The organism is Variovorax sp. 770b2 (genome assembly GCF_900115685.1).
GTDB lineage: Bacteria > Pseudomonadota > Gammaproteobacteria > Burkholderiales > Burkholderiaceae_C > Variovorax.
The window spans coordinates 93,780-120,387 of record NZ_FOXJ01000012.1 but is presented as its reverse complement, the minus strand read 5'-3'; the positions used below and the strand labels follow the sequence as shown (position 1 = coordinate 120,387).

23 protein-coding genes and 1 pseudogene are annotated in these 26,608 nt (G+C 59.4%); 10 read left to right on the top strand and 14 right to left on the bottom strand.

Annotated elements, in window-relative coordinates:
* Together ampD and BM133_RS33700 are read left to right on the top strand one after the other, a co-directional pair.
* Positions 1 to 583 (top strand): 1,6-anhydro-N-acetylmuramyl-L-alanine amidase AmpD (gene ampD, locus BM133_RS33705; protein ID WP_256219442.1); only part of this gene is annotated, 583 nt, incomplete at its 5' end.
* 485 nt (positions 584 to 1,068) lie between these two features.
* Entirely contained in the window at positions 1,069 to 1,338 is a 270-nt protein-coding gene (locus BM133_RS33700; protein WP_093443805.1) for a hypothetical protein, read from the top strand.
* A 158-nt stretch (positions 1,339 to 1,496) separates the two neighbouring features.
* Here BM133_RS33700 and BM133_RS33695 read toward each other — a convergent pair whose 3' ends face one another.
* The 9 genes and pseudogenes from BM133_RS33695 to BM133_RS35675 form a co-directional block, all read right to left on the bottom strand.
* Positions 1,497 to 1,709, bottom strand: coding sequence for a hypothetical protein (locus BM133_RS33695; RefSeq protein WP_143100306.1), 213 nt, complete (start codon positions 1,707 to 1,709; stop codon positions 1,497 to 1,499).
* 228 nt (positions 1,710 to 1,937) lie between these two features.
* Complete coding sequence (locus BM133_RS33690) at positions 1,938 to 2,570, bottom strand: hypothetical protein (RefSeq protein WP_093443801.1); 633 nt, start codon at positions 2,568 to 2,570, stop codon at positions 1,938 to 1,940.
* A 185-nt stretch (positions 2,571 to 2,755) separates the two neighbouring features.
* The gene (locus BM133_RS33685; protein ID WP_093443799.1) at positions 2,756 to 3,013 is read right to left on the bottom strand and encodes a hypothetical protein; all 258 of its coding nucleotides are present in this window, start codon (positions 3,011 to 3,013) and stop codon (positions 2,756 to 2,758) included.
* A 66-nt stretch (positions 3,014 to 3,079) separates the two neighbouring features.
* On the bottom strand, positions 3,080 to 3,319 hold the full coding sequence (locus tag BM133_RS33680; RefSeq protein ID WP_093443797.1) for a hypothetical protein: 240 nt from the start codon (positions 3,317 to 3,319) through the stop codon (positions 3,080 to 3,082).
* Between the two features lie 3 nt (positions 3,320 to 3,322).
* Entirely contained in the window at positions 3,323 to 3,517 is a 195-nt protein-coding gene (locus BM133_RS35040) for a hypothetical protein (RefSeq protein ID WP_143100305.1), read from the bottom strand.
* 83 nt (positions 3,518 to 3,600) lie between these two features.
* Entirely contained in the window at positions 3,601 to 4,287 is a 687-nt protein-coding gene (locus tag BM133_RS33675; protein ID WP_093443795.1) for a hypothetical protein, read from the bottom strand.
* 101 nt (positions 4,288 to 4,388) lie between these two features.
* Positions 4,389 to 4,970, bottom strand: a complete 582-nt coding sequence (locus BM133_RS35680; RefSeq protein WP_256219441.1) for a tyrosine-type recombinase/integrase — start codon at positions 4,968 to 4,970, stop codon at positions 4,389 to 4,391.
* Positions 4,971 to 5,021: 51 nt separating this feature from the next.
* Positions 5,022 to 5,153, bottom strand: a pseudogene (locus BM133_RS35860) (hypothetical protein); the annotation flags it as partial.
* A 49-nt stretch (positions 5,154 to 5,202) separates the two neighbouring features.
* Positions 5,203 to 5,352 carry an integrase arm-type DNA-binding domain-containing protein gene (locus BM133_RS35675; protein WP_256219443.1) on the bottom strand — a complete coding sequence of 50 codons (150 nt, stop codon included), beginning with the start codon at positions 5,350 to 5,352 and terminating at the stop codon, positions 5,203 to 5,205.
* 295 nt (positions 5,353 to 5,647) lie between these two features.
* Here BM133_RS35675 and BM133_RS33665 point away from each other — a divergent pair.
* A protein-coding gene (locus BM133_RS33665) for an IS3 family transposase (RefSeq protein ID WP_093443793.1) occupies positions 5,648 to 6,798 on the top strand; the annotation gives its coding sequence in 2 pieces (ribosomal slippage) (positions 5,648 to 5,894 and positions 5,894 to 6,798; 1,152 coding nt in all).
* Between the two features lie 393 nt (positions 6,799 to 7,191).
* Here BM133_RS33665 and BM133_RS33660 read toward each other — a convergent pair.
* Entirely contained in the window at positions 7,192 to 8,580 is a 1,389-nt protein-coding gene (locus BM133_RS33660) for a DUF6035 family protein (RefSeq protein WP_143100304.1), read from the bottom strand.
* Between the two features lie 31 nt (positions 8,581 to 8,611).
* Complete coding sequence (locus BM133_RS35035) at positions 8,612 to 10,072, bottom strand: hypothetical protein (protein WP_143100303.1); 1,461 nt, start codon at positions 10,070 to 10,072, stop codon at positions 8,612 to 8,614.
* Positions 10,073 to 10,309: 237 nt separating this feature from the next.
* Between BM133_RS35035 and BM133_RS33650 the strand changes: the two genes are divergently transcribed.
* The 3 genes from BM133_RS33650 to BM133_RS33640 all read left to right on the top strand — a co-directional run bounded on the left by BM133_RS33650 (position 10,310) and on the right by BM133_RS33640 (position 15,321).
* Complete coding sequence (locus BM133_RS33650; RefSeq protein WP_093443787.1) at positions 10,310 to 12,067, top strand: ATP-dependent nuclease; 1,758 nt, start codon at positions 10,310 to 10,312, stop codon at positions 12,065 to 12,067.
* On the top strand, positions 12,054 to 13,784 hold the full coding sequence (locus BM133_RS33645; RefSeq protein WP_093443785.1) for a UvrD-helicase domain-containing protein: 1,731 nt from the start codon (positions 12,054 to 12,056) through the stop codon (positions 13,782 to 13,784). Before BM133_RS33650 ends, BM133_RS33645 begins: the two co-directional genes overlap by 14 nt.
* A 229-nt stretch (positions 13,785 to 14,013) precedes the next feature.
* Positions 14,014 to 15,321 (top strand): hypothetical protein, encoded by a 1,308-nt coding sequence (locus BM133_RS33640; RefSeq protein ID WP_093443783.1) that lies wholly within the window; start codon positions 14,014 to 14,016, stop codon positions 15,319 to 15,321.
* Between the two features lie 452 nt (positions 15,322 to 15,773).
* On the opposite strand, the gene BM133_RS33635 is transcribed toward BM133_RS33640, so the two are convergent.
* The 3 genes from BM133_RS33635 to BM133_RS33625 all read right to left on the bottom strand — a co-directional run bounded on the left by BM133_RS33635 (position 15,774) and on the right by BM133_RS33625 (position 19,272).
* The gene (locus BM133_RS33635) at positions 15,774 to 16,436 is read right to left on the bottom strand and encodes an AbiV family abortive infection protein (protein ID WP_177225036.1); all 663 of its coding nucleotides are present in this window, start codon (positions 16,434 to 16,436) and stop codon (positions 15,774 to 15,776) included.
* 344 nt (positions 16,437 to 16,780) lie between these two features.
* On the bottom strand, positions 16,781 to 17,461 hold the full coding sequence (locus BM133_RS33630) for a PIN domain-containing protein (RefSeq protein WP_093443779.1): 681 nt from the start codon (positions 17,459 to 17,461) through the stop codon (positions 16,781 to 16,783).
* The gene (locus tag BM133_RS33625) at positions 17,458 to 19,272 is read right to left on the bottom strand and encodes a 3'-5' exonuclease (RefSeq protein ID WP_177225035.1); all 1,815 of its coding nucleotides are present in this window, start codon (positions 19,270 to 19,272) and stop codon (positions 17,458 to 17,460) included. Before BM133_RS33625 ends, BM133_RS33630 begins: the two co-directional genes overlap by 4 nt.
* Before the next feature lie 132 nt (positions 19,273 to 19,404).
* On the opposite strand from BM133_RS33625, the gene BM133_RS35030 reads away from it, so the two are divergent.
* The 4 genes from BM133_RS35030 to BM133_RS33610 all read left to right on the top strand — a co-directional run bounded on the left by BM133_RS35030 (position 19,405) and on the right by BM133_RS33610 (position 26,570).
* Entirely contained in the window at positions 19,405 to 20,031 is a 627-nt protein-coding gene (locus BM133_RS35030) for a hypothetical protein (RefSeq protein ID WP_177225034.1), read from the top strand.
* Positions 20,032 to 20,402: 371 nt separating this feature from the next.
* A complete protein-coding gene (locus BM133_RS33620; protein ID WP_093443777.1) occupies positions 20,403 to 21,698 on the top strand; it encodes a phospholipase D family protein in 1,296 nt (431 codons plus the stop codon).
* Positions 21,699 to 21,730: 32 nt separating this feature from the next.
* Positions 21,731 to 22,420: a DUF2971 domain-containing protein gene (locus BM133_RS33615; protein ID WP_093443775.1), complete on the top strand. Its 690-nt coding sequence runs from the start codon at positions 21,731 to 21,733 to the stop codon at positions 22,418 to 22,420.
* 508 nt (positions 22,421 to 22,928) lie between these two features.
* Positions 22,929 to 26,570: an SIR2 family NAD-dependent protein deacylase gene (locus tag BM133_RS33610; RefSeq protein WP_177225033.1), complete on the top strand. Its 3,642-nt coding sequence runs from the start codon at positions 22,929 to 22,931 to the stop codon at positions 26,568 to 26,570.
* Positions 26,571 to 26,608 lie beyond the last annotated feature (38 nt).

Sequence of the window (26,608 nt, the reverse complement as noted above, 5' to 3'; positions counted from 1 at the left end):
CGCCGACGACGGGCTCTGGCGGGCCGGCTGGTACCGCTTCGCGAAAGCCCTGCCCTCGCCGAACTTCGGCCCGCGCCCCGCCGGCGCGCAGACCGACCTGATCGTGCTGCACTCGATCAGCCTGCCGCCCGGCGAATACGGCGGCGATGCGGTGCAGCGGCTCTTCACCAACCAACTCGACTGGGATGCGCACCCCTACTTCCAGTCGATCCGCGGCATCGAGGTGTCCTCGCATTTCTACGTGCGCCGCAATGGAGACCTTTGGCAATTCGTGAGCTGCGACGAACGCGCGTGGCATGCGGGCGTGTCGTCGTGGCGCGGCCGCGGCAACTGCAACGACGACTCGATCGGCATCGAGCTCGAGGGCCTCGAGGGCCAGACCTTCGAAGCCGCGCAGTACGAGACGCTGGCCAGCCTCTGCCCCGCGATCGCGCAGCACTACGCCATCGCGCACATCGCCGGTCACGAGCACATCGCACCGGACCGGAAACAGGACCCCGGCGCGGGCTTCGATTGGCGATTGCTGCACGCGCAACTGGGCTGGAAATCACAGATGTTTCCCCCATCTGTGATCGAGTGCTAATTTTTTCAATCGCGTCACGGGCGTTGAGATGCTTCGAGCGCGTCCCGAGTCGCAGAGAAATGCACAATTGCCTTTCAGCAGCCATGCGACTTACAGGCTCGATTCCTCTTGCAAAGCCACGACCAGAGCGGGCTTCGAGTCCAGTTCCCAGTATCTGCGCGCTATTTCAGGCCATGGCGTCTACATAGAGAGGTACCCGTGATGGGTGAATCACCCACAACACACTACCTGTAGTGGCTTGTAGACCCCTGGCACCCTAGTTATGCTTCCCCTGCCCCGGTTCTGAAGTCGAAAGGGCTTCAGAAACGCAAACGGCCAAACCCCTAGGAAGGTCTGGCCGTCTGGCCCCGATGTTGGAGTCGGGGAGAGAGCATGTTGAGGTGCCCCCGTTGCTAACGGTTCAATCTTGCCATGTTCTTGATTGGGTTCCAACGATTCGTTGAGAAAACGTCTCGTAATTTCGTAACCCAAAATGGAGCATGTAAATGCACGTCAGTTTTACGCACGTCACAAAGCGTGGCAATCAGATCGTCGAAATCGGCGCAAAGATCGGTCGGACCATAATCTGGCGCAAAACAGCCTTGGAGGCGATTGCACTCTACCGAGCTGGATTAGGTTTAATAGCCACACCGAAAGATGGACACGCCCTCGAGGTGGTCGTCGAATCCGGATCGTTGCAGACGGAAGCCCGGCTGCGCACGGTCGCTGACAAAGCATTTGACTGCAAGTTGCTGAGCCTGCCTGAACTCGATTGACGAGAGTGGAAGATGGCCGGATCGCACGGCCGGCCATCTCCTCATTGGGAAAGCAGCCGTATAACGCTGTTTTTCTCAGATGGTCCCGAGAAACGAGCGCGCGCAATGCCTGCGTCGCTCAAGATGCTGAGAAGGACCCGCGCCAAGCCCGGGCCGGCTTAACTGCGGCGGCCGCCGACGTAGTGGCTGCCCTTGCCGCCGCTACTGCGTCCACCGACGCGCCTGCTGCCCAACCGATTGGCCGCTTCGAAGATCGGCGCAGACGAGGCGCCGGCGGGGTTGAATCCCGGGCTGCCCGGCATGGCCAGGGAACCTGCGTTGGAACTGCCGGCGGCGGCCGCGAGCAGGATGGCGAGCAATGTTGTCTTCATAGTTTTGGTTTCCTCGTGCCGAGTTGGGTCGGGCGCCCGAGTTCCCCGCACTTGGCGGACAGCCTGGCACGATGCTCTCACGCTGCACATGTACTGGCGAGCCCCTCGGAATACAACATTCATGGGACGAGTGCTGATCAATGACAACTTCGCGCACCAGGCGCTGATTTCCGGGAGGGTCGCTGCATGAGGCCGTAGATTCGCGGCGGCGGCCACTGTGGCTGCCAACTAGGTCTCCGGATTACAGACTGGGGCTGGCAGGCGCTCAGGAACTCCTTCACCCTCGCGCTGGTCGCGCCGCACAGGGTTGTATGTGCGACCGTCGATATAGAACGCCTGCGACGGCCCGAGAGACTTGCGTCGCCTCAGCCAGGTTTCAACTTTCAACTCAGTGATTTCGGCCGCTTTGATCACCGCGTCGAGAGATCGCTCATCCGTTGGCAGCAATGGCGTGCTTCGCGAGATTTCCAAAGACTGCAAGAGTGCAGCCTTTTCGATCACATCGAGCGATGCGTTCTGGATCTCCCAGCTGGGGAAGTCCAGGAGATGCAGTGCCGAAAGCTGCGCCAGCCAGTACCCTGCTCTCTCTTGCGCGCCGCGATAGGACCATTTTTCCCTGAGCGCGACCCGAAGCTCGATGACATTCATGCGGACCCAGAAGGCGGCATTCACGATCTTCTTGGCGGTCTCAATCAGCTGTTCATTCGCATATTGCTGTTGCTTCCGCACCTGCCACCACACTCCAGCGGCAGCCGCGCCGATGGCGATGATCGAACCCCACGCCTGCACCCACGAAGCGCATTCAGCCCGCGTCAACCCGATATTGAGCAGCATGCACGTCTGCCCGAATTCGTAAGCCATCTCCGCTCCCGGTTGTTAGGAGGCGCAGTATGAAGCACCTGCGCACGTCAGCCGTCGGAGAGCGCTGGCCGCTACATGGCTCGCGTGTTCACCGCACAGGCCCGCGTCACGCTGCTCGGCTGGGCGGAAAATCGCCGCGTGGCTGGGCGCGCAGCAACTGAGCCTGTTCTCGAGGGTGCGTGATGTCAGGCGTCCGCATCCGGCCACCGGTACTCGTTGCGGCAGACCTCGCAGCGGCCGCGCGCAACTTTGCCCTCGTTAGGCAGCGGGATGATCCGATTCACCTGGTTCGTGTGCACGAAGCAGAACGGGCACGGGATGGGCTTCCCGCTCTCCTTCTGCGCCTCGTTCCAAAAGGCTTGCCATACGGCCTTCTGGCTATCGCGCGCTTTCTCGACGTCCAGCCGCTCGCGCAGCACTTCAAGCATTTTCTCAAGAGCCATGTCCGCCTCCGTCCGTGGGGAGAGCGAGTATGGAGCGCTTCCCTCCCGGTAGCACGCTGCGCCGCATTAATCGTCGAGGTCGAACTGCATCTGCAGCGTTCGAATGATCTGCGCGATGTCGGCACGGTGCGTGCCACGATCGGAGACCACGCGCACCGTCCAGTTCGGGCCACCCTCCTCAGACCGTATGCCAACCACACCTCCGCGGTGCACGTCCGTCTGCTGGCCTCGAAGGCCCGGCAGGGCTTCGATGCGCTGTATCAGCATCTGCTGCAGCTGCTTGGCGGTGCGCCCCTGCTTCCTCATCGCTTACTTGGCAATTGTCTGTGCCATGGTCAATTCGTTCGTCGCCAGAACCTGCAGCACGCCGACAAGAGCGAGTGCGAAGTCCTCCCGATTGATGGGAATGTTGAGAGTTTTCATGACGTAATCCCGCGCGCTGAGGTGCTGGTTTTGCAGCATCTCCACCGCATCGGGCAGGCTGTTCGGGTTTCGAATTGGCATCGTCGTCTCCTGGTTATGAGGCCAGCAGTATGAAGCACCAAGCAACCTTCCTCGGTGGTGAATTCCCGACGGTCATCAGCGCCTCACACCTTGGAACGACTCACGAAGAGCGCGTGCGCTTTGGAGACCGCCATCTCCGCGCCGAGCACACCCCCGAACAAGAAATGAGCACGCGAGTCCTCGGGCGCAAACGACTCGCGCATAAGTTCCAGATGCCCCACGAGGGTTTGAAGACCGAACAATGCGCCGATCAGCGCGGCGGATGCCTTGGCATCGGCCAAGTCGACCACCGCCACTCGTTGCATGGCATCCATGTAGGCCCTCGCGGCGAACAGGTCGTGATCAAGACGTTCCGGCCCGCGAATTTTGTAGTTCAGGTATTGAAGGACCGCGTGCTGGCTGACTCGGTTCGTCTCTCGATCTGGCTGCATCTCGCTTTCCAAGTCACGCACGCGCTCGAAGATTCGGAGAGAGTCGGCCGCCATGTCAGCGATGGTCTTGTCTCGCGCTTGGGCCGCGCGCTTCTCCTTCGCCTGATCGCCTTGCCGTTGCCACATCGCGATCCCGATGGCAGCAGCGATTGCAACTATCGAACCAACCGCCTGCACCCAGGCGGGTCCATCCGAGCGCGCAATGGCGACGGCGGCTGTCGCGAAGAACCACCGTATTGCCGGCACTCCCGGATAGATGGCAAGCGTTTGCACCAGCAGCAAACACGTAAGCACCGCGAGGCAAATCAACGTGCCCCAGCTCAGCAGTTTCTCTTTCATTTCTCACTCCATCCTAGGAGCGAATTGTGAACCTGCTCGACACCTCGCCCGAGCGCGTGCGCGCGCACGAGATCCAGCGCCTGCAGATGGAGGCCGAGCACCTAGTCGCCTACGCGACGGCGCACGACCTTACGCTTTAGATGAAGGTCGAGCCCCAGCAGCTCGCGAATCAGGGTCCGGGCAGTAGCCCGGAACCCGTGGCCTGTGATCTGCTCCTTTAAGTCGTATCCCAGCGTGCGCAGCGCACTGTTGATGGTGTTGTCGCTCATATAGCGCGTCTTCTCGGAACGCTTCGACATGCTTCGGAAGATCGGCCCACTCGGACCGGTACGCGGGTGGATGTCACGCAGGATCTCGACCGCCTGCGTCGGCAGCGGTACCAGATGAGCCGGCGTGCGTACATCGCGCTTCTTCCACTCCCGCAGCTTGATCTTCTCCACATCTTCCCAGTGCGCTAACCGCAACTGACCAGGCCGCTGGAACAACAAGGGCGAGAGCTGCAGGGCCGCGCGAGTGATCACGCTCTCGTTGTATGTACGCATGTCTCGAAGCAACTGGCCGAGCTTCTGCGGGTGCGTGATGGCTGCATAGTGGCGCGTGCGAGGCGGCAGACCAGCCGTACTGCTGTTCAAGAAATTTCTGGCCGGCTCCAGCGTGCCCACAGCGACGGCGTACTGGAACACGTGTTGTACTGCCCCGCGCACGCGCTGCGCCGTCTCCAGGTTACCGCGCTCCTAGATGCGGTGAAAGCATCGGACCACCTCGGTCATCAAGATGGCCTCTATGACCAGCGCACCGATCCACGGGAAGATGTGCAGTTCCAGGTAGCGCATCACCTTCTCGGCATAGCCTGCCGACCATTCCCGGTCCTTCCGCGCCTGCGCATGTCAGGCGCGGAAGGTGCGTTCAAAGGTATTAGGGCGCGCAACGCGATCGCGCTCTTCCTGCACGCGCCCTCCTGCGCGCAGCCGCAAGCGTCACGACCGGGTAGTGCCCGATGCTGAGCTTGGCCTCCTTGGAATACCGCTTGTAGCGATAAACCCACGCCTTGCCGGTCGGGCGCACGCGAAGGTAGAGACCGTCGCCGTCCGCCAGCAATATTCTTTGTCCCGCGGCGCCGCCGCCTTAATCTGAAGCTCGTTGAGGTGCCCCATGGCGTATCCAAAATCAACTGCGTTTGAAAGCAGTGTGGGGCACACCATGGGGTGCGCGCAAGAACGGAAATTTGTGAGATTCGGTGATGCCGCTTGAGCCGCCTTTTTCAGATTATGTCCTTGATGTACAAGGGCTTCTGAACTGAATCGCCCCGGGTTTTCTAGACACCTCTGAGCCTCAAACCTGAGGCCCAATAGGAGGTGCCATGAGTAAGCAGAGATATCCCGAAGAATTCAAGGCCGAAGCGGTCAAGCAGATCACCGAGCGCGGCCACAAGGTGGCCGATGTGTCGGCCCGGCTGGGCGTGAGTCAGCACAGTCTTTATCAATGGATCAAGGCCCAGCGCGTGCCGACCGGTTATCGGCAGGCGCAGGTGTCGCAGACAGACGAACTGCGGCGGCTGAAGGCCGAGCTCAAGCGTGTGACCGAGGAGCGCGACATCCTAAAAAAGGCCGCAGCGTACTTTGCCAAGCAGTCCGGGTGAAGTACGCATTCATCGAGCGCCATGAAGGCGAGCACAGCGTTCGCAGGCTGTGCAAGGTCATGGCCGTTCACCCTAGCGGCTACTACGCCTGGAAGGTCGAGCCGATGAGTTTTCGTGGCAAGGACGATCAACGTCTGCTGGGCCTTCTCAAGCACGCCTGGCTGGAGAGTGGCGGCATCTATGGCTACCGCAAGCTGACCATGGACATGCGCGATCTGGGCGAGACATGCGGCAAGCATCGCGTGGCTCGTCTGCTCAAGCTCGAGGGGCTGCGCTCCCAGACGGGCTACCGCCGACGGCCTGGGAGTCGTGGTGGCAAGCCTGCCGTGGTCGCCCCCAATCATCTGCAGCGACGCTTCATCGTCAGCGAGCCCAACCAGTCCTGGGTCACGGACATCACCTACATCCGTACCCACGAGGGCTGGCTGTATCTGAGCGTGGTGATCGACCTGTTCTCGCGCCATGTCATCGGTTGGTCCATGGGGCACCGCATCGATACCGAATTGGCCCTCAATGCTTTGTTGATGGCTTTGTGGCGGCGCCAACCCAAAGCGACGGTCACCGTGCATTCCGACCAAGGCAGCCAGTTCACCAGCCATGACTGGCAAGGCTTCCTGCGCGATCACAACCTGGTGAGCAGCATGAGCCGGCGCGGCAACTGCCATGACAACGCAGTCGCAGAGAGCTTCTTCCAATTGCTCAAGCGAGAGCGCATTCGCCGACAGATCTATTCGACGCGCGATGAGGCCAAGGCAGATGTCTTCAACTACATCGAGATGTTCTATAACCCCAGGCGTCGCCACAACACCGCTGGCGACTTGTCGCCCATAGAGTTCGAGCGACGCCATTTCCAACGGCTCAAAAGTGTCTAGGGAATCCGGGGCGATTCAGTTGCGGCTCAACGAGGTGTCGGGCAGGCAGACCAACGGCACGGGTCCTTCCGCAGAGGTATGCGTTACGGGTAATTCGAACCGCGCCCTCGGACTGTTCACTGGTGCGCCTAAGGGGGTTAAGTGAAGGTCGGTAGTACAGCAACAAGACTAAATCTGCAAGAGCCAGCCAATCACCGCTTTTCGAGAAGCCGCTATGCATGGACTAGGTCCGATACTGGCATAGGGTCTGCGCCTCTGGGCGTAGGCTTTGCAGCCAAAGCAGCCGGACAGGGCGCCGCAGTTGATGACTTTCCCTTGTACAGAACTGACGTTGCTTTAGAAGCAAGGCTGGCAAGTGCCGATCTACGACCATGACAAGCCCATCCTCGTGCACTACCGGGGCAACGGGGCGAGTTCGGGGAAGAGCCACTCGAACAGTTGTCTGTGCGTCTCGTCCACCTCGTAGCGAGTGTCCCGGTCCTTTATCGCTTGCTTGTAGCGCTTGACCTTGATTGCCCATTTCCCGCTTTGGTCCTGCGCCGCCAGAAGCGGACCGCGTTCGAACACATCGAGCGCTCGGCGGAACCAGCGCAGGTACTTCGGATACGACTCGACCACATAGTGCGCGACCTCGATAAAGTGGCGCCGGCGGATTCCTATAGGCTTGCCGTGCTTGGCCGAGTAGAAAACATTCAGCATGGCCACTGGCAAGTACCGCGATTTCTCTGTGCCGTATGCGACAAGACAGGTTTCGCGCAGCATCCCCCAATCGTTCCAATGTACTGGTGCACTTTCCGGGAACCCCCAAATGTGGTCCTCCTGGTCTTCATGTGAAGACCTTCGACCGGCCACTTCCAGCCACCACTCCTCGAAATAGGCTGGCCAGTTACGACGCTCTTCCTCCAAATCCGCCTGGAGCTCAGCCCTCTGTCCCTGGTGGTCAAAGTAATAGGCCTGTTGACGAACGGTGTCGAGCGTCAGCTCGGAGAACGAAACACGAGCGCGACCCAGGGTTGGCAAGATATGCGAAAGCGCAGGTTCGGCCCACGCGCAGTCCATGAGAAAGTTCTTGGCAGCCAGAGAGGCATCCCTGGTGGCCTTGGACACAACGAAGGCGTTCTGATTGTTGATGAAGAACAAGTCGTCCTGCGTCAGTCGGCGGCGTTCATCGTCAAAGCGCGCAAACACCCAAATGACGAGGCCGCCCTCCTTTTGATAGAAGCTCCATCGCTCTGCGATGACATCCAGGAACGTGGTGGAGAGCTGGACTTCGAAAGCAATCTTCAGTTCACCATACATCGCACTGACATCTGGCTTGCGCCATGCCCCCGTGATGGCCCCTTTCCATCTGGCCTCTTGGGCGATGTTCGTGAACAAGTTGCTCGCCCGAAGGGAGTCTGCAAGCCATTGCTTCATCTCCCGATGAAGAAAGCTCTCTTTTGCACCGTTGTACTTGCGTGCGTTTATGTCGGCCTGAGAGAGCTCGCCTCGAGTAACGGCGCTACAGCTGCCGTCTTCAACCAAGTGCCGGAAGAAGAAGCGCCGCGACTCTTTGCGTGAAACCAAGGAAACCGGGACAAAGCACTCCGGACACAGGTACTTCGCCCGGTCCTCCTTAATCAAACGCTTCACGTCGAAGCGGAGCTGCATGACGACTGCCTCGTCCGATGTGAGCAAGGTGTCTGTATGCACTTCAACGCCAGCTTCTGTGTCGAAAACTATTGGGATAGCGGGAGCCTCAACGCCGAAGCGATTGACTATACGAAGTTCTGCGGCCGTCATGTGCTCAATCTACCTCCGTAGTCATCAAAGCCTAGGCTCGTGGTCGCTCCACAACCTGGGCCGCAGAGTCAACGTCGTCCTTTGGTGGCGCCGCCATTAGCCGGAGTCCGCCCGTGGTCCGAATATCCTTTCCGTCATCATCTAGCGTCGTTATGGAGGCTTCCACCAAAAGCCCATGCACGCCTTCAGCCAGCCGATCAAGCTCCAGCATCTGGCTGGTCTTAACGAGAAATTCTTTTCGATTTTGTCGAAGAGGCAACAAGCCATCGATGGCAATACGTTGCGGGCTATCTCGGAGTCGTCGTGCATCGACACCGAGCAGCGTATCCATAGCTTTTCCGAATGCCGCGTCCGTCTGACGACGAGAGCTTGGAGACCCTGAAGGCTCAAGTGCATCTCTAGCTGCGATGAACATGCCCAATCGGTCACGGGTATCGTCTTCAAGTTCGAAGAATCTTCGCGGCACCCCAACTTTTACGCCTGGGAACTGGCGGCTATCACGCTGTACCCAGAACCCAGGACCATCTAGCGCGACATCCACGACGGTATCGGTTAGCGCTCTGAACTGTTGGAGCGTTTCGAGATACTTCATCAGCGTCGCTACCGAGGCAAGAAGTTCCAGCGGCGGTAGATGCATGGGCTGACCTTGGTCAGGCGGGGGGTCAACCACTGTGACTTGCATGGGCTGCCCTGCGTCTACGCTGGTGTGCACGCAGACGACCGATGTGACCGCTACCGGAGGCTGCCCGGCCCAGCCGATGTGAGGCGTACCTTGAAGCTGCAGCAAGCCCTCGGCAAGGCGCTGCCATCGAGACCGCTTTGCGCCGCCTTTGCTCTCAAACACATGCCATTGACCCGACACGGTTCGGGCCAGGTAGTCTGGCCACTTGCTGGCTGTCGAGAAATACCCTACATGATTCGACCCGCCGACAACCGCCTTTGTATAGATACCAACGTGAAGAAAAGCATCCATCCTCTCCCCCGCCCCCTTGAGCCATATTCGAGCGGTCAGAAAGGCGCCAATGCTGCCGGCCAGAAAAGAGATAGCTGCCTTTTCTGAGCTCTCCATCTTCTTGTAGAACGTTCGCAGCGCCCGAGCATTCTGGCCGTCGACACGGATACAGGCCAGCAGCATTTGCAGCCGCGCAATTAGGTAGTTGGTCAAGTCTTGCGCGTCAAGTCGGCTTAGGACCAGCATCGCGGTCCAGTCGACGCGCTTGCCGTAACCACATTCCAAGGCTGCGCGGATGACTTCGATATCTCGCACCACCTTGCGAGCTGGGAGGACTGACTTTGGGCCGAACGGCGAGCGGCGGACCTTTTTGAAATGCGCTTTGATGAACTTGTAGGCTTTGACCGTTTTGGCCCCTCCCGTTGGTACCGGCGGGTTGGGTTTTACGCCCAGGTTCAGCGGAACGTAGTAGTCGAACGCATTGCCCGAGCTCCGTAGCTTTGGTGAGCCCTTTTTTACAGGAAGTGCAGGCGGAGTCATGGGTTATCTTTGTTCAAGAATTGGAGCCAACCGCCTCGGCCAACGCAAGCGATTCAGTTCCTTCAGTCTCAGTGCCAGCCGGGGATACCGGCCGCCGCCGTGCTTCAAGTCCACACCACTTCAGCGAACTGAAATCCCTTGTGAGTTACAAAGCGTGTTCTCGACCTTGAGCATAGCTTTTCGGTCGCCCCTATCTCCATTGCTGTGCGACCTCGCCCAGTCGTCCTTCGTCCAAAGATGTACCTGCACCAACTGCGCATTCAAGGTTTCCGGCGGTTCAACGACCTGACGCTCCAATTCAAGGAAGGCCTGAACGTCATCATCGGCCCGAACAATGGCGGGAAGACCGCGGTGGTGGACGCACTGCGGGTGCTGCTCTCGGCAAATGATGAAGGTAACCTGAGGCTGACGGAACTCGACCTGCATCAGCCGAAGGCCGGCGCGCGTAGTACCGAGGCCCGCTTCACGTTCGCATTCCGAGGACTGAAGACCCAGGAGGAGGCAGACTTCATCACCGCGCTCAAGCCCTTTACTGCAGAGGATGCAACAAAAGCGTCGTACGAAGCCTCGTTCACCATTCAGTACACGCAAGCCGAGCTCGGCGGGCGGCTAAAAGTGCGGCGCTGGGTTGGCGACCACGAAGAGAACGCGCTGACGACTGACATGCTGGAAGAGCTTCGGGCGGTCTATCTCCAGCCTCTTCGTGACCCGGCCTCCGGCCTGAAGCCGGGGCGATTCAGTCAGCTGTCCAAGTTACTTCATCGGCTCTCACAGCAGCCGGAGCGCGAGAAGTTGCAAGAATTGCTGAAGGCGTTCGATGAAGATATCAAGCCGAAGCCACCCCTCTCAACTACGAACACGGTTATCGGCGACAAGCACAAGGCGATGCTGGGTCCCGAGCTGGCACAACTGCTGGACCTTGAGCTCAGCCCAAGTGATTTCGCACGCTTCGCCGCGCGCATTGGCCTTTCCGTGGCGGGAATGGAGGTCGAACAGAACGGTCTGGGCTTCAACAACCTCATCTTCATGGCCGTCGTGCTCAGCGAGTTGTCGCTGAACAACTCGGCGTCCTACTGCGGGCTCATAGTCGAAGAACCGGAAGCCCACCTTCACCCTCAGCTACAGGCCGTTCTTCTGGACTATCTGAAGACGGTCGAGAAGCCGGATAAAGGTCAACGTGCCGTACAGGTGTTCGTCACCAGCCATTCCCCAAACTTTGCCGCCCTTGCCGATATCGACTCTATCTGTTGCGTGTATGAGAGTCCGTCGGGCCCGGCCGTCTTCGCACCTCGTGACGTGGAGTTCGGGAAAGGGAAGAAGGAAAAGCTCCAGCGCTACCTTAACGTCACCCGTGCCGAACTGTTCTTCGCAAGGAGGCTCATACTCGTTGAAGGAACCGCCGAACTGTTCATCGTTGAGGCGCTGGCGAAGAAGGCAAACATCGACCTGCGCAAGCATTCGGTCAGCATCATTAGCACCGATGGCCTGAACTTCGACTGTTTTCTGCCGCTGTTCGGCAAGGACGCGATGCAAATTCCTGTGGCTGTCATCACCGACGCAGACCCAGCTGCAGATGTCTTCCCGACGAAAAAGAGTTCGCTCACCCTTTCACCCAATGCATTGAAGCTGCAGGATAGCGAAGACGAGTTCATTCAATGCTTCTTTGCCAAGAAGACGCTGGAGTACGACCTAGCCCTCGAGAGAAGTTGTCGCATGCACATGCTCTCGGCACTAAAGGAGATGCATCCGGTTATCGGCAAGGACGTAGAAGCGGAAATAGACGACCTGTCGACCCCGGGAGAACGGGCGAAGGCGCTCTATTGCGGCATGTTCCAGCGCGGCCCCAATCTCGAGAGCGTTCAGAAGGGCCGCTTCGCACAGTTGCTCGCGTTCAACCTCTACTCAACAGACGAGGATGTGACCTCGCCAGATTACCTGACGGACGCCCTTGATTTCGTCGTGCCAAAGGCTTCAGAAGACGATGGAGTCCTTTGAACCCACTGCAGAGCAGTCGGCCATCATTGACGCTGACTTAGTCTCGATGGCCGTCGTCGCATGCCCCGGCAGCGGAAAAACAGCGACTGCGGTCCGCCGACTGGTAGAGCTCCGCGACCGGTTGAGCGCGGAAAGAGGCCGAGTCGCCCTACTCTCCTTTTCGAACATCGCGGTCGACACCTTTCGTGAGGAGTACCAGAAACTTCGTGGGACGCGGGTTGCCGATGCCAAGGTCATCATCCAGACGGTGGACTCATTCCTCACCACGTACATCCTTCGCCCGCATTGCGCTCGGGTGATGAAGGCAAATCGCGCGCCATTCCTGTGCATCGGAGACGAGCCTTTCCTCAACGCCTACAAGGTCGGCATCGGCAAGGAGACGATGAGCGTGGCGGACATTCTGCTGAACCGCGTCAACGGCAAGACCATCCTCTATCGAAAGCTCGGCCGCGGCGACCCCGTGAAACTCAGCAGCGCGATGCGGGGGTTAGCCGTATCGAAGCTCAAGGCGTTCGCCGCCACCGGCGGGTACACGCATACGCACGGTAGAGCCTGGGCACGGCTTCTGCTTGAGAAGGAACCTGCGATTGCGCGAGCGCTCGCGCTTCGCTTTCCTCAGATTCTTGTCGACGAAGCGCAAGATGTGGGAACCTTCGAAGGCGAAATCCTAGATTTGCTCATCGCGGCTGGAAGCACCGTTTCGCTCATCGGCGACTTTCACCAAAGCATCTATGGCTTCAACTTCGCGAGCGGCGACTACCTGAGGTCGTTTGCCGAGAGGCCGGAGGTCCGTGAACTACCTCTCACCCAGAACCGCCGCTCGCTTCCAGCCATCGTCAGCGTCGCGAATGCCCTCGCCCTGACGAAGTCAAAGCCTCACCGGACCAAGACTCATAGGGAGTCGGGTGCCTTCTACTGGCGGTATGAAGAGGACAAGCTCAACGAACTCATGTCAGCCTGGGCAACCTCGTTGCAGGCCTACAAGTTCCAGCTCTCCGAAGCAGCTGTACTGTGCCGCGGCACGGGGCTACTGGAGCGGCTGATCACAGGGAACTCTGAGCTCGGGGTGTCCGCCGTGAAGCATCTGGCTGCTGCAGCGCTTGAGCGTGACAAGAACGGCGACATCTCAAGGGCCTTCAGCTACTGCGTGCGAGCAGTCCTTCATCTGGTTGAGGTCCCTCAGTCCTTTGCGCGAGATCTGGGCAGCCCAAGTCGTGGCAGCGATGCCTCAAGGATGCGGCGGTTGATTTGGGACCTCATCCGCCAGCCGGGGTCCGGCATTCCGTCCGCCACCTTGGACGCCCGAGGAACCTGGCTGACGAACCTCAAGGCCAACCTTACGAAATGGCTAGACCGCGTCGAAACAGGCACAGCCTTACGGCGCGTGGCCACATGGACCTCGCGGGTTACCGCCAGAGAACTGCCGGAAGCAGGACCTCTGCTCGCAGTCGACCTCGGTCAGAACGACTGGAACGGCATCCGCGTGGGAACCGTGCACTCCGCCAAGGGTGAAGGAATTCCAGCCGTCATGTACTTGGCGCTCAAGAAGAACCTCGACGCCCTGGTGGCAGGCACAGCGGAGGAGGAAGGGCGCATCGGCTATGTAGCAGCTACTAGAGCATGCGACTTGTTTGTAATAGCGATTCCGCAAGCAACAAGTACCAACATGGTCAAGAAGCTTAAAGCCCTTGGATTCAGCGAATGGGGATTGAAGTAGCGAGTGATCACTCAAGACTCTCGCTCGGTGAATGATCGGTCGATAGGCAGCGGTCGTTCAGGCGCCAAACTCGGATGTCCCATGCCAGTCTGAAGAAGTCATGACACATTCGCCTGCATGGCGCTGATACCTTTAGTCGAGGTAATTGCGGCGGGCTCGCCATTCTCGGCTATCGACGATGTGGTTTATAGGAACCATTCCCCAACTGGCAACTTTTGTCCTGCGATCAATGACGCTCATTGCCCACATACATCGCCTGCTGCTTGACCATTGCACGCGTGCCGCCGATAACGATGAGCGCTCGCGGACGCAGCGCCAGCGTTACATCGATCGCGTACAGCGTGTGCTGACGACCAGCCGGCTAGCGCCACGCGCACCGCACGAGGTCTGGGCGTCGGGCTGGGACAAACCGTTCTTCGCCTACAACGCGGCGGCGCAGGTCGATCCGGCTGTAAATCTAGCGCGCCAGTCCGGCGTGCTCGAGAACCCAACCGAGGTCGCGTCTACCGCGTTCCTAGACGACGGCAAATTCGGCACGCTGGTGCAAGCCGGCATCGCTCATGGCCAGCTTACCGGCGCGTGCGCCGTGACCTGGCGACTGCAGCGCGTCCAGAATTTCGCAAGGGCCGTCCCCAGAATCACCGAGGCGGTGAACCGCTTCCACGACGAGTGGCTGACAGGTACCCTCGAGGTCGACGCGCTGCAGGCGCGTGCCGTAGCTATCGCCGAGGACATTGGTATCGGCGGCGGCCCCATCGGCAAGGTGTCGGGCTTCGGCTTCACCACCGCATGCCACCTGCTGGCTGATCTGGGACTGCCGGTGTTCAAGCCCGACATTTGGGTGTGCCGCATTGTCTCGATGCTGCCTAATGTGCAGGCCGAAATCCGGCGCACTTGGCGGCTGGGCAATGGGCCGGTGCCATTTGACTATCTCGAATCGAAGCTGGTCGGGTCGCGCGCGCCCAACGCCTACCGCCGCATCGTGCAGCCGGTGATGAACGCACTAGTGGCCGAGGCGCAGGAGGTGGCGGTTGAGGAGCTTGACCTTACGCCCGCCTTCCTGCGTGCGCGCTTCGTCGACTGGACATTGGTGCACTTCGCCATCTCAACCGAGGCCGAGGGTTACGGTCTTGAGCGCCGGCCTGTAGACCTGCTGAGCGCCCCGTCCTGCGATCTGGCGACCCCGGGGTACATCCACGCCCTGGCGCGGTGGCTGCAGGATGCCCAAGCTACGCATGAGGCCGTAAACGCGTTAGTCAAGGCTAAGCAAAGACTGCAGAGGGCCGATACGCCCGTCAAAAAAGATCGCGCCGAGCGTCGGCTGAAACACCTGCTCACGCAAGATGCGCAAGCGATGCGCGACGCGCTGCAGGCGCGGGCACTGGAAGCCTCTATTGCCTACGAAAACGCAGTATTCGCCGCGCGCTGGCAGATCGCGCCGCGGTACCCGGACGGGTTCGCAAGTGACGAAGGCTCGAACCGGTGGAAGTACATCCACGCGGCGCGGACGGTACGAACACGGGACGTGGCGGTGTGAGGTCGCAAGGAGGTGCGAGCGGCCTGCTCGCAGTTTCCCTTGCTGTGCCGGCGCAGGCCAAGACTAGTGCGAGGATCGCTTTGCCTGCGAGCGACGGTTCCACGGGCGTCAGCCGGCCGTTTTTCTGGGTACGCTATTTGGTTCAGCGGCCTTTCGAAGCGTTGTTCGTCGAACGGCCGAGGTTGGGTGGGGGCGGACCTTCGCTGGTCGGAGCGAGACTTCCGGGTGCAGCCGTGAACTGTCTTTGGGCAATAACTGCTTCCCCGGCAATCAGCATCTATCGCGTGCGTTCTTGCAGCAGGTCTGTGCTACGTTGCTGCGGCACGGGAGCAAGGCTACGATGACTGCGTTGCCCGGGTTGGTCAGACAACTTGCGAGCTTTGGCCGCTGGGCGCCGAAGTTGATAGAGAGTGACTACAACGGAAGCGCTGCTTGATGTCAGTGCAAAGGTACTACGTCTTCTTATCCAACGCGGCAAACATTCCTTCGAGGCGCTTCGAGAATGCCTCAAAGGTCTCTGGCTTGCTGCGGTCAAGAGCGTCCATGCCGAGTGCTGCCCGCAGGGCGGCAACCTCGCCCGCGGCAGCATCGAGATCGGTTGCCCAGTGCATCACCAGCCTCAGCTTGTCCATTGCCATAAGCATGAACTGGCCGTTACGGTCTAGGGCCTCAGCCAGATGCTCCTTCAGGATGACCTCGCTGGGCGCCACGAACGTGCCGTCGAAGTCCACGTACAGCGATGCGTTCTTCAAGTCGTTGGACTCCTTATGGAACGTTTCCTTCAGTTCGTTGAACGCGCTAACGCTCGCCTTCGAGTCGTTCCGCTCGCCAGCGGAAATCTCAGCCTCGGTTGTTGGCAAGAAGTATGCGTTGGTCTTGTTCTTGGCCGCGTGTCTGGCCAAAACCTTGGAAAGCTGTTTGAGGTCGACCAGTTGGCCCCTCAGCACCTCAATCAGCGAGACGTAGAGCAGCTCCGCCTTACCGCACTCCTCCAGCGAAATCTGGTGCAGCAGAAGAGCCCGCGCGACACGGCCCGCATCCGCCAACAGACGGGCCTCATCGAAGAGCTCATCAGCGTTCTTGATCGTCTTCACGGCGCCCTCAATGAGGGTCATGGCGAGGGATCTAGCTTCAGGTGTTAACGGCATTCCACCATTTTCGGGGCAGTGACCGCTTCGACTCTGCTCTTGGCTGAAAAAAAGGTCGAATCGATTTGCGCCTTCTGGGCTGCCTGTGCAGTTAGGCACGTCGAAATGTTGGCTCGAAAAGTTCCACGAGGGCAACCGGTCGCCAAAGGTCTGGTGAATCGCCGGGTGGTCCTTGACTGTCGGGACTTGATCTCACATTCGCCGCTTGTTGATTTCCATCTAGAAGTGCCCCACTTGCAGGTCAGGACTCCATGGAAATCAACACTCTCAAATCCTTCGCGTGAATGTCAACAACCAGTCTGAAGTCGAACTCAGTCGCGAATGATGTGTTCCCCATACTCCAGCGATCCGCCAGCGAGCTTAATCACGCCCGATGTCGCGAGTGCGGACACCACTTCAGCTACCTTTGTAGGTGCGAGTTCGGGGCCAAATCGAGACTGAATTCTTTTCTTGAGTGCGATTAGTGTCTTCGGCTTGCCCGCCTTCACAAGATCTTGGCGTATTTCGTCGGAAATTTGATCCACGGTCTTCGGCTTCTTCATCTTTGGCGCGAGTGACGGGTACGCGATCACATTGCCGGCCGGCGGGGACTGCGACAAAAGCGACTGTTGAGGCGGTACGGCTTTGACTTGAACTGGCGGTAGTCCTAGGATTTCTACGCGCTCCACCTGCTGCCCCTTCGACCGCGCATGCACAACCGCAGGGTCGTAGTCTCCATCGGCCGCGACGATCACGAAACGTGCTCCTGGTTCGTGACGGGCGACCAGGTAGCCCAGATAGAGCACTAGGTGGAAATCGAGCGAGTTCTTGCCGGGCTTAGAAATGTCGACAAGAGAGACTTGGTCGCCCAGTTCCATGTACTGCGCGAGCAGGCCAATCTCGTGCTCACCGAAAAAAATCCAAGCCTCGCCGTTCGGTCCCATCCACGACGCAACATCCTTCGGCGCAGGCTGCCGATTCTGCAGATCGATCAGCAGGTAGGTCTTGGTCACTGCCGAACGGCGTTGGCGATCATGAGCCGCGAAGTGGCGCGCGTGGCGCCAACGTAGAACAACCGCATCTCCTCCAAGGCGTCGTCGTCCTTGGCGAGCACCTCGAGGCCCGCAACCGCCTGGCGCGCCCCCATCACCGCAACCACCGGGAATTCCAGCCCCTTGCTTGCGTGAAGGGTCATCACCTTGATGGTGTCTGCGCCGGGGTCGAAATCGTGCGTGCCCTTGCGCACCTTGTGCGGCAGGCGACGGCGGTCCAAGGCCCTGGCGCATTCGTCCATCAGCGCCCAGCTTCGGCACAGCACCGCCATATCGCCCCAGGCGTGCCCTTCGTTGTGCGCGCTGGCCATGAGTTCCGCGATCCTGTCGGCCTGCGCCCGGGTGCTGGGCAGGTCGATAACGATGGGCTCCGGCCCTTCGCGGCCGCAGCTCACGGGCTGGACGAGCGGCACGCCATCGTCGTCCTTCTCCTGGGGCCGCAAGAGCTCGGTCGCCATCGCGCTCGCCGTCTGCAAAATCTGCCGGGTGTTGCGGTAGTTGATCTTGAGAATGGTCGTGCGGCCCTGCGCCTGCACGCCCACGCTCTTGAAGCTGAAGGGCTTGCCGCGCCGTTTGTCGTAGATGCTCTGGGCATCGTCGTACAGCAGCAGCAAGCTGTTGGTCGTGGGGTCGACCATCTGCGTGACCAGCTTGAGCCACTCGGGCGCAAAGTCGTGGCCTTCGTCGACCAGCACCGCCAAGTACTGGCCTGACGGAATCATTTTGCGGTCGACGCCGTCGATGACGTTGCGCACCATCTGGTCCATCTTGGCGCCCACGGCAAGGTCGTTTGGCGGCAGCGGCTGGCCGAACGCCACCAGCTGGTCACGGCACCATTTGTGGAAGTGTCGAACATGGACGCGGTCGGCCAGGGCCTTGGCCTGCATGGTGGCGTGCAGCTTGACGGCCAGCGGTTCGTTGTAGCAAAGCACGAGCACGGGCTTGTGCAGGTCGGTCGCGGCCTTGGCCAGGTACTCGGCGCGGTAGCCCAGGATCATGGTCTTGCCGGACCCTGCAACGCCGTGGATAACCCGGTGGCCGTCACCCAGGCTGCGCGCCAGCTGTTCCTGCTGCAGGTCCATCACACGCAGAAAATCGGGGATGGTCGCTTTGTCGTCCGCATCGTCGAAGAGCGCACCTTGCTCAGGAACGCGCACCTCGGGAAACAGGTTCCAGCGCACCCGGTCGATCTGGGGCAAGGACAACGCGCCGCGCATGAGCTGCGGAAACATGTCCCACAGCCGACTCTGGAAGGCCTCTGGTTCTGCGTCCTCCAGCATTTCGTCGGAGCAAACAACGCGGTTGGACTCGATCGCGCTCCCGAGCCCGGCGGCGTCGAACTGCTTGCGCGTGATGCGCGTGAAGGCGACGCCGTAGCTCCATGGGAAGGTGAGCATGCCCTGCCATTTGCCCTCGTGCTGGATTAGCTGCGCGTCGCGCTTAAGGGCATCGACGACCTGCAGCGCTTGATGCCGGGCTTGCTCGATCGGATTGGAAACGCTCTTGGGAACGCCGTCGGGCGCAATCAGCCAGTCACCGCGACTGGCTTTCTGGATAGTGTCCAGGCGCCAATCCTTGGTTTCGAGGATCAGCAAGCCGCGCCTGGGATGCAGCACGACGAAGTCGGGGTGGCACTGCTTGGGCCCGATGGGGACGTCAAACCACAGCAGGTAGTCGTCGTCGAGCTTCTGCTGCAGTCGCTCCGCCAAACGGCGCTCGCCGGAGGTCATGCGGGCGACGCAGGTGCTGAACGCGGGAATCAAGACAGCCATTGAAGGTTCGGTCGCCTAGCAGTCGACAGGTCGAGGAGGAGATTACAACTTACCGTAACATATCGATACGGTCAACCGTAGTCGTCGCTGACCCTGTTCGCATCGATTCAGCGCATGCAGGCGCCTGCTCTCTTGTCGATTGACAAGGCGGACCTGTACGACGGCCTCAGCGCCGACGACAAGAAACGGCCGGTCGCGATGTGGTTTAGCAATGTCGTTGCCAATTTCCAGGTCGCGCTGGAGCGAAATATGCATTTTCATGCGGGCAAGCATTCAACCGCCTTTTGCTTCAGCGTGCCTGGGGCTAAAGAAAAGGACAGCGGAATGCCAGTGACAGGTATGACCGGGAAGAATCTCGAAGAAGCGCTTGCGATCCTGACACAGGCTCGGCCTGAGGCTTTTCCATCTCCAGCTAGATTCGACTACAGAATCACAAACGCATTTGCGCCGGCTTTAGCGAGAAGCCTTGGTGATGAGCGAACGGAAGCGACACGACGTGAGATTCTCGATCCAGTAAACGTTGCACGCGTCAGGCAGGAGTTGGAGGGCATGCAGTTGGTGGTTCTATGCGGAAACAGGGCGACTTACCTCAAGGAGGACCTGCTCAAGGCCGGTCTGAATGTCATTCAATGCTCGCATACGAGCAATCAGGGCTTGAATTCGAGGCACAACTCGGCAGCTCTGCGTGCGCCAACACCAAATGAGCGGCGGAAGCAAAGGATTCACTCATGGGCAATGTCGCTACTGGTCCAGCTATAGCCTTAAGTCAAGTCTGAGCTACTGCTGTGCAGAGATTGCTGCGGTCGTGGGGCGACTCTCTGAACTCCGGGTCTCGGCAACATTGCGGTCACTGGATAGCCAGAAGGCGCAGATCTGGGAGCGCTGGAGCAAGCGCCGGACGCTGTAAGAGATAGGCAAGCTCTTGGATCGCGCCCACTCATTGATCCACCGGATACTTGCAGAGACGGGTGGATTTTCCCCGGCACAACGATCACGGGTATCCGCATCTTTGATTTTGACCGAACGAGAAGAGATTTTGCGAGCGAGATGACGGACGCGTCGATTCACCACGCAAGGGTGAGTCCGGTTCCGGGTTAGCGCCGTGCTGCGGCGCTGAGCGCTCAACGAGAATGGCGAAAACACAGGAGGACACCTTGGAGGGGGTATTCGCTAACCGTAACGAGAAGCGGGATTTCGTTATCAACGAATTGGAGCGCCGCGCGACAGACGAGTGCCCCGTCTACATTGCGTCGGCGTTCTTCACGCATTCGGACGTAGTGGAGCGGATCTTGCAGAAGGGCTGTAAAGTCCTGATGGTCGTCCGCCTCGGATTTCCCACCAGCCCTTTTTCCATCGAAAAGGTAAAGGGGCACCCCAACCTGCAGTTGCGTATCTACACCGGGCACGCGTTTCACCCCAAGCTCTACATCTTTGGCGACGAATTAGCCTTGGTGGGCTCTGCTAACCTGACCCAAGCCGCCCTGCTCACAAACCAGGAGATCATGGTCAGCATCGGATCGGATGACGCGAGGCTTTTGGAGCTCATGGCGATCTTCGAGGACTACTGGGACGGGGCTGAGGTCCCTACCGATGAACAGCTTGCGTTCTACAAAGAAATCTACAAGCAGAACGAGCAGCATCAGGCGAAGTCCGATGCCCTAGCCCAAAAGGTACTCGAGAAGCTCGGCGACAAATCGCCTGCCAACATCAATCGAGGCCTGGCCAAGCCAAAGAAGCAGTCGCTTTTTCTCTCCAACTTCCGGCGCACCTACCAGGAGGCAGTTTCCGCCTTCAACATCGTCCGCAAGACCTACGGGGCCAGCGGCTACCGCAAGGCGCCGGAGTCAGCCGTACCGCTGCGCATCGAAATCGACTCCTTCATCAGCTGGGTGCGCGAGAAGATCGCGCCAGGCGAATCTTGGGAGTCCGGTCCTCTTCGGACTGCCTCGGAGCAGGAGAAGCACATTGGCGACCTGATCACGCAGTGGAGGACCGTCTACTGGAAGCACTTCGAAGAGACCATCGTCGGCGAGCGCTACCCGCGGTTCAACCGCGTGTTCGGCTCGCGCGAAGCGATCCTGGCGGCGGACGATTCTGAATTGTTCAATGCCCTGGGAACGCTGCACTCTTTCTACGACCGATTCAGGTTCTTCGATGGAGGCGTGGCGGGCTGGAAGGCCAAGTTCCCGACCTTCAACGACCCTAAACGCACCCGCGAGACATTGGCTTATCTGGTCTACGGCGAAGGTGACATCGTCCAGCGCATGGCCAACGCGATCTTCGATCCGCTCTGGAAGCTCAACGAGTTCGGCCAGGCCAACGTCCAAGAACTAATCGGATGGCGCAACCGAGAGGATTTGCCCATCATCAACGGTCGCACCACTAAAGTGCTCCGATACTTCGGATCCAAGGTGCGTCAGCTATGACCCGTCACTGCTCCTGATCCAAGAAGGTCGCCATGTCCAACGCGTCGAGCATCACCGCCGGTCGCCTCTATCGCATCATGGACTTCAGCCGCGTCGTCCAATTGTTTGAGCGCCAGGAGCTCTACTTCGCCCATCCCACGAGCTGGGACGATCCCTTCGAGCAACGGGTGAAGCATCAAAGCAGCCATGCGTTGTTCGCGCAGTGCTGGTGCCAGATCGGCATCTCCGACGCGATGTGGCGCATCTATTCCCACAACGGAATGGGCGTCCGGATTTCGACCACCACCAAGAAGTTGTCGATGGCAGTTCGCGCCGCAATTCGCCCTTTGGGATATGGATGGGACTGTCGGCAAGTCGAATACCTCTCCCCGCACGACCTTGACAAGCGGACTAGAGAGATCGCCAGCGGGCTCGCTCGCCACTTCAACGTCCAGAAGGCGGCCAATCTGCTGTATCTCAAACGCGAGGCGTTCAGGCATGAGACCGAATGGCGTGCAGCGATCTACTGCCCAGAGGCGGACCCGGACAAGGTGGCGCCGGGGCTTGCGGTAAAGATAGACCCGCACAAGTTGATCGACAACATCCTCCTCGACCCGCGTGCCCCCAAGGAACTCGTCGACGCCTTCCAGTTCTACTTCCAGCAGAAGTTGGGCTACAAGCGCCGGGTTGGGCCTTCGGTACTCTACAAGTCGCCGCAGCCCATTCAAATCATGCGGGAGTGAGCGCGATCTGCGTCAGGCAATTAGCCCATGAAGGATTTTCTGACGGAGTCGAGTCCGCCGATTTAGTACGACGCCCGCTATCGGCGGCCAAGCAGTCCAATGCTCCTCGACTCGCGAATGGCTATTGAAGAATCTCGCGGACATCCCGATCTCGCCCGTCAATGTCTGCGGCCAACCTGAAACCGCTTTCGCATTTGTGATAGGCGGATGTGCACCGATAGCATTTGTTCAGTGATGGATGTCGTGCTCGTCGAATGTTTGCGTTTGATACACAATCAAGGAGGATATGCGGCGCGTGTCGATAGCAGGTGCGCTATTCAAGCGGCCACCAACATGCGTCCTACGGTGCTGCCCGGCTTACCAAACAAAAATCTTAGGTGAAATGCTGCCGCAAACTGATCGAGAAAGTGCCGTTCATCTCACAGCGATCCGTCGAGCATTGGCGCGAAGAAACGCTGCAGTAATGGTGGGTGCCGGGTTCAGCCGTAACGCCGAGGGCGGAGAGCGATTGAGCACATGGCCGCAACTGAGCGCAGAGCTTGTTCGACGCCTTGACCCAACGGCCGACCCAAGCGCGTTCTCAATTGGCACAGTGACACAGCTCGGCGAGCAGTTTGCACGCGTTTTCTCAGAGCCAGCACTCGAAGATTTTCTCAAAGAGATGGTGCCAGATGAACGTGTTCGCCCCGGGCCCTTGCACGACGATCTGCTTCGACTCGAATGGTCAGAGATTTTTACGACCAACTACGACACCTTGCTGGAGCGAGCGGCCGAGAAGATGTTCGAGCGGGCCCACTTTACTGTTTGTAGTCGCGAAGACATCCCGTTGTCAAAGGTGCTTGGCACTCGCCGGATCGTCAAGCTGCACGGTTCTTTCCCGTCCCAGCGCCCCTTCATTTTTACGGAGGAGCACTACCGCACATATCCGGAGAGGTTCGCGCCCTTCGTCAATTTGGTTCGCCAATCGTTGTTAGAGAACGTCTTCTGCCTCGTCGGGTTTTCGGGTGACGACCCCAACTTCCTCCATTGGCTTGGGTGGGTTCGGGACATGCTAGATGGCGCTTCGCTGCCCGTCTATCTGTTCCTTGACAGGCCACCGGCCTTTGGCCAACGACGACTGCTAGAAGCTCGTGGAGTGACGCCGGTGGTGTTGCCTGAGGCGGACAGCGGGGACCCTCGTGACTATGCAGGTCGATACCGGAAGCTACTCAACGCACTCGCCGAACCATTGGAGCGACCAGCGCTGGAATGGGGTGCCATCCATCGGGCGTCGTCTGCGAGAACAGGCAGCGAAACGAAGGACCAGCAGTACGCACTCTGGCTCGACGACTGCGAGCAACTTGCAGCGTTGCGCCGCGGCTATCCAGGCTGGCTGCTGGCGCCCCGGTCCGTGCGGCAGAGATTTAGGCTAAGCACGAGCCGCTTCGTCGAACTGCTACACGAGCAGTGGCTACGGGAAAGGCTCGAACGCGAATCGCCCACGCTGCGCATGGCACTATTCGCGTTGTACGCATGGCAACGCGAAGTGCTGTTGGCTCCGCTGGACGATGAAGTCGCAGAGTGCGCGCTTTCCCTGCTTCCTTCGACACCGACATTGCAGATTGACGGCAGCGAGGACGAGCTTCGTCTGCAATTGCATCGCTTCGGAGTCGCGTCGCTCTCGGACGCTAAGCAGCAGTGGCAGTCACTTGCATTGTCACTGCTGCGGTGGGCACGCCAAGGGCTGCGAGATGACAAGTTTGACCTCGTTTCGCGCTTGCTCGGCAATGCCAACGACGCTTTTGCCAGCGACGTGATCAGCAATGAAAGAGTCCATCTCCTGCTCCAGCGCGCGCAGCGGCAAAAGGCGCGAGATGCACTGACGGCTTGGAAGGTAAGGTCTGCTGATCCGTACATGTTGGTCCGCCATGCCGTGCTGACCGCGGAAGTCGGTGACATCGATGGCGCAATCGGGGCCTGCAATGCGGCGATCCAGCAGGTACGAGAAAGCCAGAAAATCAAACCCAAAGATCCGTTGCTTGTGTCTCAGGAAGCATGGGCTTGCTTGATCACTGATCGTTTGCAGCAAGGCCGCAATGTGTGGTTGCCCGCAGAACTCAAGTCTGAAGAAATTGCAATTGAGGACTTGAGCGAGCGGCTGCAGACGCTCGCCGCACGAGGCTATTCCCCTCAGCGGGAACTAGAACAGGTGGAGTCTGCGTTGGGTGCCGAAGCGATGGCATCGTTCGAGCGCGACCATCGGTTCAGGACCTTTGACATCGGGCGCACCGCCCCCGTTCGGCGATTCGGCCTTACGAGCGAGTTCCGGGCCAAAATGACTGCTGCGTCCGAATTCTTGGAGTTGGCAGAGCGCACCGGGCTTCTGCCGCGAATGCCTGGGGTGCAATTTCACTCTTGGTCCTATCTCCAAGCCGCGTGGTGGATTCAGTACAACGATTCTAGGGCGCGGGTTCATGGCATCTTGATGCGAACGGTGTCGCTCGACGCACTTAAGCCCAAGGATCCGACGATGCCTCCGCACCGAACCGGCTGGCTCTCTCGGTTCCAGGTTGCACTCTTCTCGAGCGAGGAAGCCACAGAGATCTGTCTTCGTCTTTTGGCGGAGGTCGAAGATTGCGTCTCACGGAACGCGGAGCATCCCGACAATCGCGTTGCAGTGGCGTTCGAGCTAGAGGTATTTTCTCGTCTCGTTGTGAGGATAGAGAATCCCGCAGTCGCTCTGGAGTTAGGCGAGCGAATCGTTCGATTCCACCAGAATGCGGGTCTAGTGCAAGACAGCGCGAACTGGCCACATCTTGCAACAGCGCTTAAGCGCTGCGCCGAAGCCCTGCCTTCCACACTGGTACGCAATCTCATCAAAGCAGCAGCATCAGTCTCGACGCCGCCGCAGGTGTCAAGAAGGCCGCACGGCTGGTTTCATCTCACCGAACTTCTCTTCGAACCGGCTCCGCCTGCGCCCACGACGACTGAGCTAGCCGATTGGCGACCGGTTGTAATCGCCGCGGCGCAGGCGCTTGAAAAAGAGCAAACCTCATTCAATTGGGCTGCTTTCAGCGCCCTTAAGGCGCTCGGCATGCTGACCCCTGAAGATCAACAGCGTGGGTCGGCTGTGCTGTGGAATGGCAAAACAGCATGGCCCACATCTCAGGTACTGCGTCCGAGTGCAGCGTTTCGCTGGCCAGCGCCGCCAAGTGGAGTGGACATCAGAAAAGCTTTTGCCGAATGGTTGCGCGAGCGCCCTATCGCGAAGTTTCGGGTCGATGCTGGCGGCTCCTTCGGCAAAGGATGGCGTGGCGAATCGGACGACCATTTTCTTGAAGCCGTGGTCGACGCGATGGAATGCAAGAGCTTGACCGCTGACGACTACGGTGCCGTGACCAAAACAATCGCAGCTTGGTGGCGCGAAGAGGGGGCAGCAATCCTTCAAGTGATTCCACGACTGCCTGAGATCGGTGACGACTTGGATTCACGCCTCGACCTAGTTGACCAAATTTTGTGGGAAGGAATGTGCCTGCTCCGGAGCGACCGCGGATTCCCGACAAGTGGCGTTGAAGTAGGCATCCGTGCTCTTGTGGATGCATTTGTAGACGCGGGGCGCCCACTGAAACGCTTGTCACTGCAGCGAAGTTTAGAAGCCAATGACCTCGTGGAGGCCAATCACCAGCTGCACGAGATCGCGCATGCTTTTCTTGGCAACAACGAGATGCAAATCCACATTTCGGGCGCTGTTGTCCAATCCCTTATCGAGTCAGCGGACATGTTCTATGCAGCGCAGGTTGAAGTAATCTTTGATGCCTTAGCTGCAGCGGCCATGGCCCGCAGATTGCCAGGTACTCTGCGGTCGATGCAATTGCTCGCGAATGTGGCGCTAACCCGACCTTCGCTGCTTGCCGAACGGCATTGGCACGCGTGCCGAGCGGCACTGGAACTTTTCGCAGAAGAGCTGCATTACGGTTCTGCTGCCCGAGCCCATGATGTCGTCGACGATGGCGTTCCGACACACCGCTTCGTTTGCGTGCAACTTGCCGACGCGCTTAGGCGAAGCGTGTCTTGCGTGACCAATGCTGAGATCATCGATCACTGGCTTAAAGCCGCGGCATCGGATCCCCTTCCCGAACTGAGATTTTCACGCTTCAGCATCAAAAATTGATAGCCCCTCACCACGCCCTGCCCGGGCGTCGAGAAGGA

Coding starts and splice junctions, on each gene's coding strand:
- BM133_RS33700 (WP_093443805.1), top strand. CDS start 1,069: ATGCACGTCAGTTTTACGCACGTCACAAAGCGTGGCAATCAGATCGTC.
- BM133_RS33695 (WP_143100306.1), bottom strand. CDS start 1,709: ATGAAGACAACATTGCTCGCCATCCTGCTCGCGGCCGCCGCCGGCAGT.
- BM133_RS33690 (WP_093443801.1), bottom strand. CDS start 2,570: ATGGCTTACGAATTCGGGCAGACGTGCATGCTGCTCAATATCGGGTTG.
- BM133_RS33685 (WP_093443799.1), bottom strand. CDS start 3,013: ATGGCTCTTGAGAAAATGCTTGAAGTGCTGCGCGAGCGGCTGGACGTC.
- BM133_RS33680 (WP_093443797.1), bottom strand. CDS start 3,319: ATGAGGAAGCAGGGGCGCACCGCCAAGCAGCTGCAGCAGATGCTGATA.
- BM133_RS35040 (WP_143100305.1), bottom strand. CDS start 3,517: ATGCCAATTCGAAACCCGAACAGCCTGCCCGATGCGGTGGAGATGCTG.
- BM133_RS33675 (WP_093443795.1), bottom strand. CDS start 4,287: ATGAAAGAGAAACTGCTGAGCTGGGGCACGTTGATTTGCCTCGCGGTG.
- BM133_RS33660 (WP_143100304.1), bottom strand. CDS start 8,580: ATGACGGCCGCAGAACTTCGTATAGTCAATCGCTTCGGCGTTGAGGCT.
- BM133_RS35035 (WP_143100303.1), bottom strand. CDS start 10,072: ATGACTCCGCCTGCACTTCCTGTAAAAAAGGGCTCACCAAAGCTACGG.
- BM133_RS33650 (WP_093443787.1), top strand. CDS start 10,310: ATGTACCTGCACCAACTGCGCATTCAAGGTTTCCGGCGGTTCAACGAC.
- BM133_RS33645 (WP_093443785.1), top strand. CDS start 12,054: ATGGAGTCCTTTGAACCCACTGCAGAGCAGTCGGCCATCATTGACGCT.
- BM133_RS33640 (WP_093443783.1), top strand. CDS start 14,014: ATGACGCTCATTGCCCACATACATCGCCTGCTGCTTGACCATTGCACG.
- BM133_RS33635 (WP_177225036.1), bottom strand. CDS start 16,436: ATGACCCTCATTGAGGGCGCCGTGAAGACGATCAAGAACGCTGATGAG.
- BM133_RS33625 (WP_177225035.1), bottom strand. CDS start 19,272: ATGGCTGTCTTGATTCCCGCGTTCAGCACCTGCGTCGCCCGCATGACC.
- BM133_RS33620 (WP_093443777.1), top strand. CDS start 20,403: ATGGCGAAAACACAGGAGGACACCTTGGAGGGGGTATTCGCTAACCGT.
- BM133_RS33615 (WP_093443775.1), top strand. CDS start 21,731: ATGTCCAACGCGTCGAGCATCACCGCCGGTCGCCTCTATCGCATCATG.